Below are 1,919 nucleotides of genomic sequence, written 5' to 3' on the forward strand. Positions count from 1 at the left end.
TCAAATTTTATCGTTGAATTTAATTATTGGGTTGTTGAAATAATTTCTATTTTCTTAATATCATGTGTTGGGTTACGACGCAAATATATATTTATTAATTCACCTCATATATCTCTCATGCGTCTCCACCCAACCTACAATAGATTAATATAATGAATTACTGGGGATAATTGGTGTTTAAAAATCTTTCTGCGTCAGCTTTATCTTGAATTTCTCTATCCAAGGTTGCTGCTAACAAATCATCGAGCATTTGTCGAAATTGCGGACTAGGTTTATAACCCATTTTTCGTAAATCATTACCATCTAATGGTGTTTGAATGTGACGCAATACGGTAAAATAATACCAAATTTGACGGCGAATTTTACGTTGAGCTTGGACGGCAATTAATATCAATGTTGGTAATTCATATTGCCGCAGTAATTGCACCACTTGACTATCAGGTTGTGATGTTGATAAAAAAGACTCGACTTGAGTTTGCGATCGCAATAAGTTATTCAGCCTTTGAATACTATCTTCTGGTATTTGCAAATTTTTGGCGACTTTGCCGCGATATTCAGGTGCAAGGTAGGCAATTATCGCTTCTAATCGCATTTGCCAATGTATCAAGGTTTGTTCTTTGTCAAACTTTCGTAAACATTTTTCTAATAACTTTAATTGTCGTAATAATTCGTCATCTAACTTAAGGGTAGGATGAATACATTGTAATGCTCCCAAATTATCGAGCAATTCCAAAGCTGATTCCCAATAAGGTGCTTCAAGAATTAACTTTAATTCGGCTTTGAGACGGGTTTGTAATGCGGGTGTTTTACTATTTTCCCTTGCTGTTTTGTCATAAACTCCACTATTAATGGCGTAGCGAATATAACCTTCTGTTTGCGGTTCAATTTCAAATCCTAGACGCACTGCAAACCGGACACCACGATAGATACGGGTGGGGTCTTCAATGAAGCTATTTGGGTGCAAAACCCTCATTTGCTTGGCTTTTAAATCGATTAATCCGCCGAAGAAATCTAATAATTCACCTGCACGGGGAGGAGTTAGACGGAGTGCGATCGCATTAATTGTAAAATCTCTTCTGTATAAATCTTGACGGATTGAACTAGCTTCGACTTCGGGATTTGCTGCCGGGTAGGGATAAAATTCTGTGCGGGCTGTGGCAATATCAACCCATAATGAATCTAGTATTGGGTCTTTGTGCCATAACAAGGCTGCGGTTTGAAATGCTCCGTGAATATCCAATCTCGCACTAGGGTAAATTTTTTGTAGTGATGAAGCTAATTCTACACCAGCACCAGCATCGGCTGAATTTTGAAACCCATCAACCACAAGGTCAATATCTTTCAATAATAAAGTCCCAGATGCGGCTTCTGCTAACAATAAATCCCGTACCCCACCACCAACTAAGTACAAATGCCAACCGCGTTTTTCTGCTTCTTGGGATGCTTTGGTGAGTAATTCCCACAAAGGTAAAGTTAGACGCGATCGCAATTCTACCAAAGTCGGAAGTTTAATGTTTTCTCCTTCCCTTTCCCCTTCTTTCTCTTCTTCTCTCTGATACAATTCTCGTAATACATCTGTACGAGTCACCATTCCTACTAATTGCCCATCGGAAATTACAGGCAAGCGTCCAATATCATATGTCACCATCAGCGCTTCAATTTGCGGCATGGTGGCATCGGGTGTAATAGTTTTGATATTAGTAGTCATGTAACCTTTAACTGGTGCATGACTAAAGCCGTGATGCAAAGCAATATCCAAGTCACGACGGGAAATTATCCCCACTAATTTGCCATCCCCATCGACAACCGACAAACCAGAATATCCGTAGCGCAATAAAATTCGTTGTGCTGACTCAATAGTTATTTCTGGAAGGATACTGCGAACTGGGGAAGACATGACATCCCGTGCTGTGAGAGGT

Annotated in this window: 1 protein-coding gene; it reads right to left on the reverse strand. The window is 39.6% G+C overall.

Annotated features, from left to right (window positions below):
- Positions 1–157: 157 nt before the first annotated feature.
- The coding region (locus CK510_RS29875; protein ID WP_143289513.1) for a CBS domain-containing protein at positions 158–1,919 on the reverse strand (1,762 nt) is incomplete at its 5' end.

The organism is Brunnivagina elsteri CCALA 953 (genome assembly GCF_002289455.1).
GTDB lineage: Bacteria > Cyanobacteriota > Cyanobacteriia > Cyanobacteriales > Nostocaceae > Brunnivagina > Brunnivagina elsteri.